Origin of the sequence: Burkholderia sp. AU45251 (genome assembly GCF_030482905.1) — a bacterium.
In the GTDB taxonomy this organism is placed as follows: domain Bacteria; phylum Pseudomonadota; class Gammaproteobacteria; order Burkholderiales; family Burkholderiaceae; genus Burkholderia; species Burkholderia aenigmatica.
On sequence record NZ_JAUJQH010000052.1, the window covers coordinates 1 to 12,921 of the forward strand.

13 protein-coding genes and 1 pseudogene are annotated in these 12,921 nt (G+C 55.8%); 7 read left to right on the forward strand and 7 right to left on the reverse strand.

The features are described from left to right. The 6 genes and pseudogenes from QZM67_RS39220 to QZM67_RS39240 all read left to right on the forward strand — a co-directional run. A partial coding sequence (locus QZM67_RS39220; RefSeq protein WP_301811725.1) for a hypothetical protein occupies positions 1 to 228 on the forward strand: 228 nt, incomplete at its 5' end. A gap of 3 nt (positions 229 to 231) precedes the next feature. Beyond that, complete coding sequence (locus tag QZM67_RS39225; protein WP_301811729.1) at positions 232 to 1,032, forward strand: TnsA endonuclease N-terminal domain-containing protein; 801 nt, start codon at positions 232 to 234, stop codon at positions 1,030 to 1,032. Next, positions 995 to 2,989 (forward strand): transposase family protein, encoded by a 1,995-nt coding sequence (locus tag QZM67_RS39230; protein ID WP_301811732.1) that lies wholly within the window; start codon positions 995 to 997, stop codon positions 2,987 to 2,989. Before QZM67_RS39225 ends, QZM67_RS39230 begins: the two co-directional genes overlap by 38 nt. 12 nt (positions 2,990 to 3,001) lie before the next feature. Continuing rightward, entirely contained in the window at positions 3,002 to 3,997 is a 996-nt protein-coding gene (locus QZM67_RS39235) for a TniB family NTP-binding protein (RefSeq protein ID WP_301811733.1), read from the forward strand. Beyond that, positions 3,994 to 4,359 (forward strand): annotated as a pseudogene (locus QZM67_RS40010) (TniQ family protein); the annotation flags it as partial. The gene QZM67_RS39235 and the pseudogene QZM67_RS40010, both read left to right, overlap by 4 nt. An 864-nt stretch (positions 4,360 to 5,223) precedes the next feature. Next, positions 5,224 to 5,901 (forward strand): hypothetical protein, encoded by a 678-nt coding sequence (locus QZM67_RS39240; protein WP_301811736.1) that lies wholly within the window; start codon positions 5,224 to 5,226, stop codon positions 5,899 to 5,901. Between the two features lie 31 nt (positions 5,902 to 5,932). On the opposite strand, the gene QZM67_RS39245 is transcribed toward QZM67_RS39240, so the two are convergent. From QZM67_RS39245 to QZM67_RS39275, 7 genes are all read right to left on the reverse strand, one after another. Beyond that, complete coding sequence (locus QZM67_RS39245) at positions 5,933 to 6,220, reverse strand: CopG family ribbon-helix-helix protein (RefSeq protein ID WP_105816288.1); 288 nt, start codon at positions 6,218 to 6,220, stop codon at positions 5,933 to 5,935. A gap of 256 nt (positions 6,221 to 6,476) precedes the next feature. Further along, a complete protein-coding gene (locus QZM67_RS39250) occupies positions 6,477 to 6,809 on the reverse strand; it encodes an MbcA/ParS/Xre antitoxin family protein (RefSeq protein WP_301811740.1) in 333 nt (110 codons plus the stop codon). A gap of 266 nt (positions 6,810 to 7,075) precedes the next feature. Further along, a complete protein-coding gene (locus tag QZM67_RS39255; RefSeq protein ID WP_301811742.1) occupies positions 7,076 to 7,993 on the reverse strand; it encodes a plasmid partitioning protein RepB C-terminal domain-containing protein in 918 nt (305 codons plus the stop codon). Further along, positions 7,990 to 8,892 carry a ParB/RepB/Spo0J family partition protein gene (locus QZM67_RS39260; protein WP_301811745.1) on the reverse strand — a complete coding sequence of 301 codons (903 nt, stop codon included), beginning with the start codon at positions 8,890 to 8,892 and terminating at the stop codon, positions 7,990 to 7,992. The genes QZM67_RS39255 and QZM67_RS39260 overlap by 4 nt, the downstream gene beginning before the upstream one ends. Then, positions 8,889 to 10,406: a recombinase family protein gene (locus QZM67_RS39265; protein ID WP_301811754.1), complete on the reverse strand. Its 1,518-nt coding sequence runs from the start codon at positions 10,404 to 10,406 to the stop codon at positions 8,889 to 8,891. The genes QZM67_RS39260 and QZM67_RS39265 overlap by 4 nt, the downstream gene beginning before the upstream one ends. A gap of 213 nt (positions 10,407 to 10,619) precedes the next feature. Next, the gene (locus QZM67_RS39270; RefSeq protein WP_301811748.1) at positions 10,620 to 11,063 is read right to left on the reverse strand and encodes a hypothetical protein; all 444 of its coding nucleotides are present in this window, start codon (positions 11,061 to 11,063) and stop codon (positions 10,620 to 10,622) included. 880 nt (positions 11,064 to 11,943) lie between these two features. After that, the gene (locus QZM67_RS39275; RefSeq protein ID WP_301811749.1) at positions 11,944 to 12,096 is read right to left on the reverse strand and encodes a hypothetical protein; all 153 of its coding nucleotides are present in this window, start codon (positions 12,094 to 12,096) and stop codon (positions 11,944 to 11,946) included. 3 nt (positions 12,097 to 12,099) lie between these two features. On the opposite strand from QZM67_RS39275, the gene QZM67_RS39280 reads away from it, so the two are divergent. Then, positions 12,100 to 12,594: a SymE family type I addiction module toxin gene (locus QZM67_RS39280; RefSeq protein ID WP_301811751.1), complete on the forward strand. Its 495-nt coding sequence runs from the start codon at positions 12,100 to 12,102 to the stop codon at positions 12,592 to 12,594. Positions 12,595 to 12,921 lie beyond the last annotated feature (327 nt).

A 12,921-nucleotide genomic window follows, 5' to 3' on the forward strand; every position in this document is an offset into this window, starting at 1 on the left:
ATGTCATGCGCAACGCCAATCCTGCCTTCCGGTCCGCTTCGTCACGTTCCCGAAATGACCGGTCACGTTGCCGAAATCGCCGGTCACGATCCCGAAACGGCCGGTCACGTTGGTCCGAAATACGCAGGTTTGCTGTGGATAACGCCCACGGCAGGATGTAGCTACGCCCTCAAATTGGTGCTTTTTTTGAATCCGCTGTCCGAGCGGACAGCCTTTCTTTTGCCCTGAATCATGAAAAAGACGACGACACCTCGTAGGCCAGATGCCAGCAAGAGGCTCGGCAAGTTATTCCATCTCGAAATATCTCGTAGCAAGCTTCGAGAGGTACACCGCTCCCGTTCAGTCCGACCGAAACAACCGGTTGCCCCCACGGATGGACCGGTTCGAGACGTAGCGACAAGATCAGGCCCGTTCGTCCGAGGGCTTTTCCCCTCGTTCAAGAACGGCCGCCAGGTTGCACACGAGGAGACACTTGAAGGCGATGCCGTTTTACTGTTCGAGATGTCTCCATTGATCAGGTCGTACAGGGAGCAACCCGAACACGTCTATTACCCTGACGGCGATCGGACCCGAAGATATACACCCGACTATGAGATCGAAACCATTTCCGGCCAACGCATCCTTGTCGAGATCAAACCGGCAAACCGGCTGAACGCGCCACAAACACGTAGGAAATTTGATCTCATCGAGGCGCATCTCGATCGCACCGGCCGTGCATTCGCGATTCTTACGGATAAGTCGATCCGACAGAAACCTCGTCTCAACAACCTTCGTCTGCTCTGGCGCAGCGCTCCGCTAACTCCTATGAGCTACGACGAGATTCGTCGTGCCGTCCGTCTCCTCCATGTCAACGACGTTCGATCTTTCGACGATGCGATAAGCGTCATTGGTCGCAACGCAGTATCAGGACTGTTGATGCTTGGATACCTGACATGCTCACTCGATAGTGAAATCGATAGGACTACCAATATTTTCATTCATACGGAGAATCAAAATGCGTGGTTTTTCATTGAAGCTGAACGCCGCTTTTAGGCTCGACGGCGCCCCGGTTCGCATCGCACGGATCCTCGACGACGGCAAAGTCTTTCTAGACGCCGAGGTCACTGGTGAGCTGCTCCAAACATCAAAGCAAGAGTTGCTCGATGCTTACGTGGCGAATCGAATCGTTGTCGCTGACGGGGTCAACCGTGGCCAAGCTGTGACCAACGAGCAGGACGCACTCCTTCGATACGGGCGGCCTTTTTCCCAGCTCAGCCCCAAGTTGCAGGAAGACGCACTACGTCGGAAACACTATGTTGATCAATTCCTGGAGTATGGCCGGCCAGCTCTGACTCCGAAGACACTTGCTCCGTTGATAAAAGAGTTCGCTAAGTCATACAGAAGCGCCAACGGCGACGGTGATCCCGCACCGCCAAGCCCGTCGGCTGTTTATCGCTGGTACCGTTCCTATCACCGCTCAAAAGATACAAGGTCGCTCGTTCCACGCACCGACTTACGTGGACCGCGACATCCGCGCACCGACGCACGTGTCGTCGACCTGTTCATGGAAAGCCTCGTTGAAGCCGCCGACAAGGAACCCGCGTGGTCGATCGGTGACGTGGAGACACGGTTAGAAAAAAAACTCGAACTCGAAAACTTCTCCCGACCTCTATGCGACTACCTACGGTGCCCAAGCAAGTCCACGTTGTATCGATTGTTCGACAGAGTCGATGAATACGACGTCGCTATTCTCAAGGAGGGGAAAGCGAGCGCCGACAGGCGCTTCAAGATCACGAAGACCGGGGTACCCGTTACCCACATTCTTGAGCGCGTTGAGATCGACCACACACCGGTCGATGTCTTCCTTGTCGACGACAGAACGGGACTACCCTGCGGTCGGCCCACGGTCACGATGCTCCTGGACAAGTTTAGTCGAATGCCATTGGGATACTCAATTGGTTATGACGATGCGTCGACGCTGGCCGTTATGCGCGCCCTGAAAAACGCGATCTTGCCGAAAAAACCTTGCGCTTCAGTGATGCCCGGCCTTACCGTCAAACACCACTGGCGACCCTACGGCAGAATTGACTGTCTTGTTTGTGACAACGGCGCGGAGTTTCACAGCGACTCGCTCAAGGCAGCGTGCTTCGATTTGGCAATAAGAATTCTGTACTGCCCGCCTCGGCAACCTAGATTTAAAGGTGCAATCGAGCGCTTCCTCAAGACGTTCAACTACGGGTTCGCGCACAAGCTACCTGGCACAAGTTTCGCCAAGTTCTATCAGCGCGGAGACTACGATCCACTCAAGCATGCAGTGCTAACGGTCGGAGAATTTACTCATGTTCTCGAGAAATGGATCCTAGATATATACGCGCAGTCACCACATCGTATGATAGGTACGACTCCGTGGCAGAAATGGTGCCAAGGTGAATTGAGCGTGGAACTACAGCTTCCACCACAAGCAGAAGATATCGCCGTCAACCTTGGCTTAGAGACTGAGCGACGTTTAGGAAAAAGCGGCATCCATCTACACTGTCTGTACTACTCCAGTGACGATCTGCAACCCATCGTCGATACGTATGGTCCCGGCATATTGGTCAGAGTGACATACGACCCAGACGACATCGGAGCAATCTGGGTTTGGGCCCCGGATTCCGCGGATCGCATACTTGTACGAGCGAACCTCTACGAGTATGCCAACGGCCTCAGACTCTCACAACACAAGCTTATTCGGGGTGCCCTACTTGAACAACAAAAGAACGATCGCGTGCTTGAGAACCTAATGCAAGCTCGTATTGAGCTTATGGAGTCCATCGACAAGCTATTGTCTTCCCGCAGCGTGCGGACTCGGCGGAAGGCCGCCAAAGCGCTGGGAGTTAACGGCGTCCGACCAACCGGAAATCTACATCAGCTCGTGAGCGTGCAACCTTCGCGACCCAAAGTCCAACGCGAAACGGTCATACCGAAAGCACCCAAACGTTTTGAGAGCCGCCCACGTAGTTCGCTATGACAAGGAGGTTTTATGTCGACCAATCGTAAAAAATCAACTTCGCACTCCGATTTAATTGCGAAATTCGAATCCCAAACAATCATGTTTCCAGAATTCGATCATGCATACAAACGTATCAAAGACCTTCTAGATTATTATCGAGAAACCGGCCATCAAAAATCTCTAGTCATTCTAGGAGACACTGGAACCGGAAAGTCGACGCTGTGCAAACTCATTGGAGAAGAATATCCGTCCCTTACGCGCGACGATCGGGACATCGTCCCAGTGCTCTACATCAGCCTACCGGAAAATCCAACTCCGTCCGCCGTGGTGTCGACCGGACTTCAAGTTCTGCATGATCCAGCGCCGTTCCATGGCACTACTCCAGCTCGAACCCACCGTCTCCTGACGCTGATGAAGCAATGCGGCGTCGAGTTTACGCTTGTTGACGAAATTCAACAGACGCTGGATAGGAGCAGAGCCCCCGGCCTGTATAAAGTTGGCGACTGGATCAAGAATTTGTTTGATGCGTCAGGTAGGCCGATGGCTCTATTTGGGGCTCCGCGATCGAAGTTGTTGCTTCAGACCAACGAGCAGTTACGTCGGCGCTTCAGCTCGACGTTCACTCTCGAGAACATGGGCATCACGACGGCCGCTGAGATTGAAGATTTTGTCGGGCTTGTGGCAACGTTGAATGACAATCTTCCGGTCAAATGTTCGCTAGATCTTCAGTCGTACGAAGTTCTTGAACGACTACATTGCGCAACAGACGGCCGTATCAGCTACCTGATCAAGCTTTTTAGTGGCGGACTCGAGCGCGCTCTACGAGGATCGATGACAACGATTGACGTCGGCATTCTCGAGCAGACGTTTTCGGAAGAGATTTGGGACGAGGGAATCGGCGCCCTGAATCCGTTCAATCCGAATTTCTGCTTCCGTCGCTTGGACAAGGCGGGTGAACCATTTTTTAGCGGACTCGCAGGAGAGAAGGGGCCTGTCAAGAATCGCTCGAAACGGAGGGACATATGAGTCAATTTCGGTTACCCGTTCGCGGCCGTCCTTATCCGGACGAGAGTGCAAGCGACTATCTCAGGCGAATAGCGTCCCTCAACGGCTACCGGAGCAGCCGCCAGCTCTTTTGCGGCGCCTTGTCTCATCTAGAGTGCACGATTGAAAATCTGGCGATGCTTTGTGGGTGCACGCGGGACGAATTGTCGCAAGCTGACGCACCATGGCCGAAGTGGATCGGCGGCAGTACGCAATTCCAGCGGTCTCATATTCGCACCTGGATCAACTACCAACGGCAGCGGTGGTGCCCAGAGTGCCTACGTGACGCGCCGTACATGCGTTCCTCGTGGTCCTTCAAACTGGTCGTAGCCTGCCCTCATCACCAAGTAATTCTCCGCGAAACGTGTGACCGCTGCGGGCAAACCCAACCACCTTCGTCAGCGAAATTCCTCACGTGCGACTGCGGAAGGGCGTTCACCGATATGTCGAGCGAAATCACAGACGATTCCGTGGTGAATATCATGAGATTTTGCTACCGGAGAGTTCCTGGAAGGAGCGCGTTGGATGGTCCGCTCGCGCGTCTATCGCCGTTGAATACGTTGCAACTGATGTATGCGCTCTCGGCAGTCATCCCTGGTTTTGCAAAATCAACACCCGGTATTCTCGCCGGGCAGCATGACCTTCGAGTTGCAACCAGATACGTGCAGCAATGCGCAATACTATTGAATGACTGGCCCAATGGATTCCGTGCGCTTCTTCGGAGCTATCTGGATAGAGAGTCTGAGACCAGTATCCGACGTCGGTTCAGTCCACTCTATCACGTGCTGTACAGCGTCCTTGACGACAGGCGGTACGATTTCCTCAGAAGGGAGTTCGAATCTCATCTCAACGGACATTGGTACGGGTCCATCGATGGCAGGCATCGGTGCTTTGGTCGAACACTCGAGGCACACAACGTGGCAGCAGGGAATGAAATCCGCTCGACATTAAGACGTTCTCGCCAGAAGCTACGACATCTGATTGAAACTGGCTTCCTCGATGGCCGGGTCCTAAAGAGTCCATCTGGCCGATCATTTCTGGTGGCTCAGCGAAGCAATGTGCTTAGCGCCGCATCAAGGTTAAATAGTTCACTCTCGTTGAGATCGGCAAGCCAGCAACTCTGTATCAGTAAGAGGAGACTGCGCCTTCTTCTAGATGTGAGTTTGATACGCCACGACCCGCGTTGTCGGGTCGACCGAGGGAACTGGATGGTTCCTCGAGACGAAATAGATAGGTTGTTAAATCTGTCTATAGATCAGGATTACATAATAAATGAAAATGAAACTTGGACGATGGCACATGTGCTACGCCACCTATGTCGCGGTAACGATACCTTTCTTGTGGTGATGAGGGCCGTACTTAGCGGACAGCTACGCTGTGTCGGGCGGGCTGTAGGCATGCGGGGAATTTGTGCTTTCCTTGTCGATAAGGCTGAGACGAAATGGGTAATCGCCAACGCTGGTCAACTTCCCAGTGATGGACTAACCGCGCAAGCCGTTGCACGGCGGCTAGCCATCAAAGAAGAGGTGGCCTACCACTTGATCCGATCCGGCATTCTGGAAAGCGCCAAATATAGGCAGAATGGGCGCATGCTCCAACTTGTGTCCGAAGCGAATTTGCACGAGTTCGAGGAGCGCTATGTCTCGCTCGTGTCGATAGCCATGCGGCATGCGACCTCTACCCAGGCCGCCCTATCGTGGCTCGGCAAAAGTGGAACACGTCCTATCACCGGCCCCTCAATTGATGGCAGCAGGCAGTATTTCTTTCTCCGCTCCGACATTTCTGCTGGTCTCTCTACAACATCTACGTGCCTTCAAGGTCATCTGTTCGACGTTGATTCAGATGCCGCAGGACCATTGAGAATGGCGACCGAACATGTGAAATGATATGAACTTCTGGCATCCGGAATGGATGCCATTACTTCGCCGTATCAAGCCGGCGACGTGCCGTAGCACGACGCGCTGCGAACTTGGAGTCGACTTTGGAAGCCGACTCCAAATTGCCAGTGTCGGCGGAGGCACGCGACCGTTCGACCTTGGCGCTCAGCCAAGCGTCGTATTCCTCCGTTTTTTGTTGCTGCTCGACGTAGTCCCGCATGAAGTCGCGCAAGAGCTGAGCGCCCGTTCGATCATTGGCCTTCGCCGCAGCAGAGAACTCAGTTTTCAGGACAATATCAACCCGAAACGTAAAGGTTGCGTCACTCATAGCGATACCCTTTTTGTTGCAGGATATGTGCATCGTAACACCTTCGTGAGTAGACTCAGATGACCCAATTCGCGCATCGTCAACAGGTCGCATCTCGCTACAAGCAAAGGATGTTTCAGAAGCCGGCACAAGCTCGTGATCGGGACGGGGCAGATAGCAGACGAACAATTTATTGTCCGACGGGCCCATTTCGCCGACGCTTTCTAGAAGCGTGGCTAGACTCGTGCTGTATCGCGCTGTGCCGTGAATTGGCGCTTTACCAGTATGCGCCGGTTTGGGCACTTGCCAGGATCCGAGAAATTAGATCAACACCTTCAGCGTTGCCAAGATACTCTATGGGCAATCGATTATCGAGAGCCGGTACCGGAGTGCGTAGCCAGTCGCTTAGCCACGATCGAGCGTCGAACCCTGCCGGATTGCCCGATTCGTCAACCATCCGTTGAACCTGGGCGGTAAGCATGTCCATTACATCCGGTGAGATGTCTTGCTGATGGTTGTCGGGAAATTGATCTTTCCCTTCGCTCATATCCTTAACAGCCATTTCAATGCCTTTCCATGAGTTCGCATCGATCGAGTTCAATGCTGTCACGCAACCTAGCCCGAATCTTGACCTGATGTCACACGGTGACCCGAGAGGTACACGGGATTGGATACCCCCAGCATAGACACACCGGTCCGTGTAGGCAAGGATCGCGACCGTCGAGTTCATCAATCTGCCGAGATACCCGCTAGCATCGATGGCCAGCTCGGCAAACAATTTATGAACCAATTTCGACGCCGGTCGGCATAGCACTCGACCCCAAAACCCGATTTGAGAATTGATACGCACCTACAATTCAATATGGAATCCGAAACTTATCCTTCTACTGCTTGATCCGTTGGTTCGAGTCTATTTTGATCCAAAGTGATCGTATCAACGATCACCTCAAGCTCTGATACCAGATCAGCCTGATTCTGTTGCAGATACATCCGTACGGACTCGTTTTCCAGCAATCGAGCCAGATAGCCCTTTGCCAGAACAAGATTGAGGACGTCTTGTCCGTAGGTCTGCTCGACCACCTTGTACTGTCCCTGCAGATTGCTCATCTCCCGCTCCATCTTCGCCATCTGCTCAGGACTTACGCCCGCAAGCTTCTTGGGCTTCTTCCCTTCGATCAACCTTGAGGCCGGCGTCGCAACGAGCAACGCTTCAGCGTACGAGACAGACAGGTTGTTCGCTGCCACCATCAGTTCGACGCACTCGACCTGTCGCGTCGGTTTCATCTTGCGTAGCGCTCGTGCGAGCTCCGGCGAAAACTGCCGGTCCTTCAGCAGCTCAGTCGCTTCAGCACAGATTCCGTCCAGCAATGCCATCCTCTTGATGATCTGCGACACATCGACGGACAGCGCCTTCGCGAGTCGCTCCGGGGACACACCTCGTTCGACGGCCCGACGAATCATGAAGTGCTCCTGGATAGTCGAGAGTCGATTGACGCGGTTGTTGTACGTGTAGCTCTCATCGTCCGTGGCAACGAGGCACGACACGGTGTTGAACTGGAGCTCCTGCAACGCGATCAGTCGCAGATGCCCATCGAGCAGGACGTGGTTGCCCGACGCCTGGTCGACCGGCGTCACCGAAAGCGGCTCGATCAAACCCACCTCTTCGATGGAGCTTCTGATCTGCTTGAACTTGCGCGAAATCATCATCCCGGCAGGTGTGCGCCGTGACGGCAGGATGCTCGTGATCGGAACGGACAGTGGTTCCGGAATGAATCCAAGTGCTACGCCGGTCATGCTGGACTCCCACTCGGCCATACACGTTCCGCCAGATACTTCGGCAACGTCGCCAGCTCCTCAGCGCGCAGCAGGTTGACGAAGTTCTCGTCGGCAAAGAGCTGCCTGAGGGCGCCGACAATGAACAGCAACCGCTGCTGCGTAAACTCTGCCTTGCGCACCATCGCTTTCTGCCGCTCAACTTCATGCTGATACGTTCGGACAAGGCTCGATGTGGTCACGTCCATCACCTTGCGCGTCATGTTTCGATTCGCCGTGCGGCCGAGCGCTTTCCTCCGCTCGATGACGCGCCGAGCGTCCATCAGTTGTCGCCCGCGCAATCTCCCCGATTCATATGCCTCCTGCAGGGCGGCCTGGATCGCCTCATCGTCGTCGCCGGCACCAACAATCGACAACGCTGCGTTCAGCGGAATGCGGCCTTTCTCGACTGCGATCACGAGGCGCTCTTCACCTTGATGCAGCAGCGTCAGGATCCCCTGCACGTAGTGCTGCGTGAGCCCCGTCTTCTCGGCGATCGCCTTCGGTGCATAGCCGCGCTCCTGCAGTTCGCGTATGCCGGCGAGCAGCTCGAGCGGTCGGCACTGCCGTCTCGCGATGTTTTCCGTCAGGCTCATGATGAACGCGTCTTCGTCGCTCACGCTCACCACCAGGGCTGGTATCGTCGTTTCGCCGAGTGATCGGAACGCCTTCAGTCGTCCCTCCCCACACACGAGAAGGTACTTCTCCACGCCACTGGCCGTTGCCCGCGGCGTAACCAGAATCGGCTTCTTCAGGCCGATCGTCTTGATGTTGGTTACGATTTCCTCGAAGACGCGGCCGTTGCGCTCGCGAGGGTTGATCACTTCGATCTGGCTGATGGGGATCATCCGAACCTCACCGGGCTGCTCACGCTGAGTCATGCTCTTCTCCTCAGCCGAGCACGCTGTGCCATACCGTATAAGTAGTCCAGCGTGTCGAAGCGATAACTCTCGAACTCGATCGGATTCCAGTCCGCGAGGCTGATACGAGGCTGCCAAAAATCGATGTGCGGCAGCAGGTAGTAGTCAAGCGCCGTCGAGTTGCTCTGGTCCAACCTGACCGCCACGGTGATGTCCGGAAGCAGGCTCGTGTCAAACCGCACCTTCCAGCGGTTACGGCCGCTGCTGCGCACCTGACACCGTGACAGCACGATGCAGGCAGTGAACTCCCGATTCACGGTCAGCAGGTCCGTCGCCGGATCACGCGATACCGATCCGCCGAGATCCGCGATCTTCTTTTCCGTCTCGGCAACGATCTCTGGATGCAGTTGCCGAATGAAGCGATTCGTTTCGATATAACGATAGTCACGGCCGGGCGTGAAGCCAACCGTCTGGTACGCACGAATCAAGCTACCGAAGCGATACACATACACCGAGGTGGACGGCATGCCCTCCGTTTCGTCGATCACGACGCCCGATAGAAAGCCTCGGCTTCGATACAGGTTTCGCAGACGCTCGATAAGCTCCTCACTCGAGTAGCGCCGGGCGCGCGCCCGCATGATTCCCTGCGCTGTATAGAACGTTTCGCTCGGCACGATGGATTCGAACGCACCCTCCTTGCGTATCCACATCTCCGACGGATTCGTGACACGAGATTTCTTCAGCTTGAACGACACACGGTTGTAGACGTTGTTGCCGATGTACTTTTCGTTAGTCAGCACCTCCCGAATAGTTGCCCGAGTCCAGGGACGCCCAAGGTCCGTCGGAACATTCATGCCGTTCAGGCGTGCGGCGATCTCGTGCTCATTGAGTGACTCATTGATGAACCAGCTGTAGATGAAGTTGACGATACGCACCTCGCTATCCGGGCCCGGCATCAGAATGACGCGGTCCGTCTGCAGGCACTTGTGTTGACCGCGTTGCAATTCCCCTTTCATGAGGCCATGCTCGTCGACCAGGATCCGGCGCAACGCATAGCCTGCCGGGCCGCCTTGCCGGAAACCGAGTTCGATCAACCTGCATTGACCTGCGAAGACCTTCGCTGACAGCTCACGGCTGTACTCACCGGCCATCGCACGCTTCACGCCTTTGACGATCGTCGAAACTGGCGAGCCGTCGTTCTCGAACTGTTCGGCGCAATAGGCGACCTGGATGCCTGCGCGCCGGCAGATGTACTCGTAATAGGCACTTTCGTCTGCATCCTGGAATCGTCCCCAGCGGCTTACGTCGTAGACGAGGATTACCTGGAAATCGGCCATGCCGGTTTCCACGTCCCGGATCAGCTGCTGCAGCGCTTGGCGCCCATCGATTCGCAAACCACTTTTACCCTCGTCGGCGTAGGTCCGCACGATCTCGAGATCGCGACGAGCAGCGTAGTCGCGAATGCGATCACGCTGATTCTCCGTCGAGTATTGCTGGTGCTCCGTCGACATCCGAACGTATTCAGCAGCCCGCATTCTGCAGGCCTGCTCGTCAACGGATTCGCATGTGCAATCGAGGTCCACGATCCAGCTCCAACTGGCAACCGCCCCTCGCTGCGCCATCCCGACATCAATTAGGGGATTTGTATCGGCGAACGCGTCGCGCCTTGCAATGACGTCGAATGCGAGCGAGTACACAGCCAAGGTAGCAGGCCATAGACCCTTGTCGTACACGTCATCTCTTTGCAATCATGCCGGAGCCGGCCTCGGCTCAGATAGCACGGCGATGTGCACCGTCCACGCGTTCATCTTTGCAACGCCGGCCTCAACCGCGTTACGCAGGATATAAAACCCAGATGCCAGCGGGCGATGGGCCGACCACACGTCCATGTTTGCAACAGCACCAGCAGTGCGCCGCGCATTTCGTCGTCGCTGCATCGCGCAATTGCGATCGCGATAGGCCGGGTGCGTCTCGCGGTAGTGCCGCCAGTAGTCAGGATGTCGGGCCCGCCAGTTGGCCTGGGCGCGGATCTGATTCTCGCGATAGTCGGGATCGACTCGCATGCGCTGGTGCTGCCATGCACGCCGGCGAGCACGCTGGCACGCCTTGGCCGAGCAGAAGCGTTGATGCGGGATGTGTAAGAGCGGAGTGAAGGGTGTGCCGCAGGCGGCACAGATCCGATCCGATTTCATGGCCGTGCTCCACAGAGGAATCGCAGTGGGGCCGGCCGTGTTCGGGGCCAGGGTCGGTTGAAGCCAGCTCACGGGACGCGGCGTCCCACCCTCGCAGATTTTCCGCCGCTCGCGGTGCTTGTGCGATTCATGCCTATCAGGTCGACGCTCCGTCGGCGCGACGCACCGGGTGTAGCATGCAATTGCACTCCCAGCGGCTTCCCGCGGCGTCGTAGTATTTAGGGCACGACAGCCGTGCCGCATCCCGGTCAATCGCGCTAATCATGTGGAGATATGAAGTGACTTCCGCGAAGGGCTTGATCATCGAGATTCAGGCCCCCCTTATGGAAGTGGCGACGGGATTCTCCTGATACCTGATGGTGGCCCGGGGGGCGAGTTGGAGACGTGCTTGAACTTGATCTGGTCGCCGAACCCGGCTCAGCAGTGATTCGGAATCGTTATGCGGATTGTCGCCAAATTTCCAGACCGGATACGTCATAACGCGACAGCCGCAGGACTACATTTCAGCAACGCTGGCTCATCCTCGAGCCTTGCCCCACGGGCCTCGCCAGCCCACCTCGAGAACTTTCAAGTTTTGTGACACATTCGCCCAATTTTTTCACTATTTGCGAGACAGGGCCTTGATGTTCGCGTTAGATTTAGTGAAAAATTCCAATAAAATCAATGGTGCACTTTTCACTAATTACCACCTTCTGCAGTAGGCCTAGGCTGCCAGAGTAAGTACGACTGGCGCCACAGTTTTGCGACTGTATGACTAAGTATTGGCAACTGCCCTACTCATTGCGGCTGCCACGTCACTGCCTCGCCCTACGGACCGTAATCTGTAGGGCGAGTGTTCGAGTCCCTCCCCCCCGAAAGGATTCCCTTCAGAATCAAGAAACTATGCCGCGCTAGCCAGCGGCATTTCTTCTTTCTGCTCCCCAATGTTGTCCGAAACTTGACCGTCCCTGGCAATAGAGGCAATGGTGGCGAAACCGGTGGCGACGGCGGTGACAGCGGTGACGGCCCTGCCGTAGGCGAAATCGGCGGCCAACGTGTGCTCATCAACCCGCAAGGCCGCTTTATCCTGACGCGCCGCGACGGCCGCGACACGCCCATTCCGGTGGACGAATACCGACGCGAGGTGATCCAGCGCGTGCTGAGTGAAGCGCACAACCTTGACGAGTTCCGCTCGCTTTGGATCGAATCTCAGAAGCGCCGCAGCCTCATCGATCACCTACTCGGCGATAACTTCAGCCACCCATACGACCCGCTGACCACAACCAACTCACTCCAGGAGTCGGAAATGGCTAACGCCAATCATAAGTCACGCCCTGTCGTAACGGAACGCTTCATCACTGTTCAAGAGTCAGCGCGCCATCATTCCTTGTCTAGGGTCCTCCGCGCCATCAGAGCGCACCGGAAACTGAACACGACGTATTTCCCGTGGATCAAATTCGCGGGAGTATGGCTTGAGGATGCGGGATTCGAAGTAGGAGAACGCGTACGGGTGACTGTCGAGGACAAGCGGCTCATCATCACGCCGATGTGATCGACGCATTGCCCACGGTGGGCGTCGCAAGTCACCACCGCTTAGATAGCTCGGTGCCCGATACTCCGCACCGTTAGTAACTGTGACGAGCGACGGTCGTTCTGCAAATGCAGCGGGCCGGTCACTCAAGTCCGCTGCCACGTAGCCTTTCGGCACGAGCTGCAACCCATGCCAGGCGCACTGCACATTTCCGTCGCGCCAATGCAAAAACCCCCGCCTTTCGGGCGGGGGTTCTTGGCTTAGGGAGCCTGACGATTACCTACTTTCACACGGGAATCCGCACTATCATCGGCGTAGAGTCGTTTCACGGTCCTGTTCGGGATGGGA

What these genes read in the sequence shown, in the direction of transcription:
- QZM67_RS39225 (WP_301811729.1), top strand. Translation starts at nt 232, where the DNA reads ATGAAAAAGACGACGACACCTCGTAGGCCAGATGCCAGCAAGAGGCTC.
- QZM67_RS39230 (WP_301811732.1), top strand. Translation starts at nt 995, where the DNA reads ATGCGTGGTTTTTCATTGAAGCTGAACGCCGCTTTTAGGCTCGACGGC.
- QZM67_RS39235 (WP_301811733.1), top strand. Translation starts at nt 3,002, where the DNA reads ATGTCGACCAATCGTAAAAAATCAACTTCGCACTCCGATTTAATTGCG.
- QZM67_RS39240 (WP_301811736.1), top strand. Translation starts at nt 5,224, where the DNA reads ATGGTTCCTCGAGACGAAATAGATAGGTTGTTAAATCTGTCTATAGAT.
- QZM67_RS39245 (WP_105816288.1), bottom strand. Translation starts at nt 6,220, where the DNA reads ATGAGTGACGCAACCTTTACGTTTCGGGTTGATATTGTCCTGAAAACT.
- QZM67_RS39255 (WP_301811742.1), bottom strand. Translation starts at nt 7,993, where the DNA reads ATGACCGGCGTAGCACTTGGATTCATTCCGGAACCACTGTCCGTTCCG.
- QZM67_RS39260 (WP_301811745.1), bottom strand. Translation starts at nt 8,892, where the DNA reads ATGACTCAGCGTGAGCAGCCCGGTGAGGTTCGGATGATCCCCATCAGC.
- QZM67_RS39265 (WP_301811754.1), bottom strand. Translation starts at nt 10,406, where the DNA reads ATGCGGGCTGCTGAATACGTTCGGATGTCGACGGAGCACCAGCAATAC.
- QZM67_RS39270 (WP_301811748.1), bottom strand. Translation starts at nt 11,063, where the DNA reads ATGAAATCGGATCGGATCTGTGCCGCCTGCGGCACACCCTTCACTCCG.